Origin of the sequence: Pseudoalteromonas sp. T1lg10 (genome assembly GCF_002964545.1) — a bacterium.
Lineage (GTDB): Bacteria > Pseudomonadota > Gammaproteobacteria > Enterobacterales > Alteromonadaceae > Pseudoalteromonas.
The window spans coordinates 1-1,797 of record NZ_PQBV01000009.1 but is presented as its reverse complement, the minus strand read 5'-3'; the positions used below and the strand labels follow the sequence as shown (position 1 = coordinate 1,797).

General features: G+C 51.9%; 1 rRNA gene. It reads right to left on the bottom strand.

Features of this window, described 5'->3' with window-relative positions:
* Nucleotides 1-74 precede the first annotated feature (74 nt).
* A 23S ribosomal RNA gene (locus tag C2M17_RS06075) occupies nucleotides 75-1,797 on the bottom strand; the annotation flags it as partial.

The window sequence follows — 1,797 nt, the reverse complement described above, 5'->3', positions numbered from 1 at the left end:
CATAAGTAATGTGTCTACTTCAGTCTTTAATTTCTAACTTCTAACTTAACAGTCTCACACCATTTTGGTGTTGTATGGTTAAGCCTCACGGGTAATTAGTACAGGTTAGCTTAACGCCTCACAGCGCTTCCACACCCTGCCTATCAACGTTGTAGTCTTCAACGGCCCTTCAGTGGAGTTAAACTCCAAGTGAGAACTCATCTCGAGGCTCGCTTCCCGCTTAGATGCTTTCAGCGGTTATCGATTCCGAACGTAGCTACCGGGCAATGCAATTGGCATCACAACCCGAACACCAGCGGTTCGTCCACTCCGGTCCTCTCGTACTAGGAGCAGCCCCTCTCAATTCTCAAACGCCCACGGCAGATAGGGACCGAACTGTCTCACGACGTTCTAAACCCAGCTCGCGTACCACTTTAAATGGCGAACAGCCATACCCTTGGGACCGACTTCAGCCCCAGGATGTGATGAGCCGACATCGAGGTGCCAAACACCGCCGTCGATATGAACTCTTGGGCGGTATCAGCCTGTTATCCCCGGAGTACCTTTTATCCGTTGAGCGATGGCCCTTCCATTCAGAACCACCGGATCACTATGACCTACTTTCGTACCTGCTCGACGTGTCTGTCTCGCAGTTAAGCTGGCTTCTACCATTACACTAACCGTACGATGTCCGACCGTACTTAGCCAACCTTCGTGCTCCTCCGTTACTCTTTGGGAGGAGACCGCCCCAGTCAAACTACCCACCAGGCACTGTCCGCAACCCCGATTCAGGGGCCAACGTTAGAACATCAAACATACAAGGGTGGTATTTCAAGGATGGCTCCACAGAAACTGGCGTCTCTGCTTCAAAGCCTCCCACCTAACCTACACATGTAGGCTCAATGTTCAGTGCCAAGCTGTAGTAAAGGTTCACGGGGTCTTTCCGTCTAGCCGCGGGTACACAGCATCTTCACTGCGATTTCAATTTCACTGAGTCTCGGGTGGAGACAGCGTGGCCATGGTTACACCATTCGTGCAGGTCGGAACTTACCCGACAAGGAATTTCGCTACCTTAGGACCGTTATAGTTACGGCCGCCGTTTACCGGGGCTTCGATCAAGAGCTTCGCATACGCTAACCCCATCAATTAACCTTCCGGCACCGGGCAGGTGTCACACCCTATACGTCATCTCGCGATTTAGCAGAGTGCTGTGTTTTTAATAAACAGTCCCAGCCACCTGGTCACTGCGACTCCCGTCCGCTTAGAGAGCACGTCTCATCACAGGTAGGAGCGTACCTTCTCCCGAAGTTACGGTACTATTTTGCCTAGTTCCTTCACCCGAGTTCTCTCAAGCGCCTTAGTATTCTCTACCTGACCACCTGTGTCGGTTTGGGGTACGATTCGGTATAAACTGAAGCTTAGAGGCTTTTCCTGGAAGTATGGCACCAACAGCTTCCACTCCGTAGAGTGTCGTCTCGTATCTCAGCCTTAAAGAATCCCGGATTTTCCTAAGATTCAAGCCTACATACTTTCACACGGACAACCAACGCCGTGCCTGTCTAGCCTTCTCCGTCCCCCCATCGCATTTATACCAAGTACGGGAATATTAACCCGTTTCCCATCGACTACGCCTTTCGGCCTCGCCTTAGGGGTCGACTCACCCTACCCTGATTAACATGGGATAGGAACCCTTGGTCTTCCGGCGTGCGGGTTTTTCACCCGCATTGTCGTTACTCATGTCAGCATTCGCACTTGTGATATGTCCAGCATGCCTCCCGGCACACCTTCAGCCACTTACACAACGCTCCCCTACCCCGC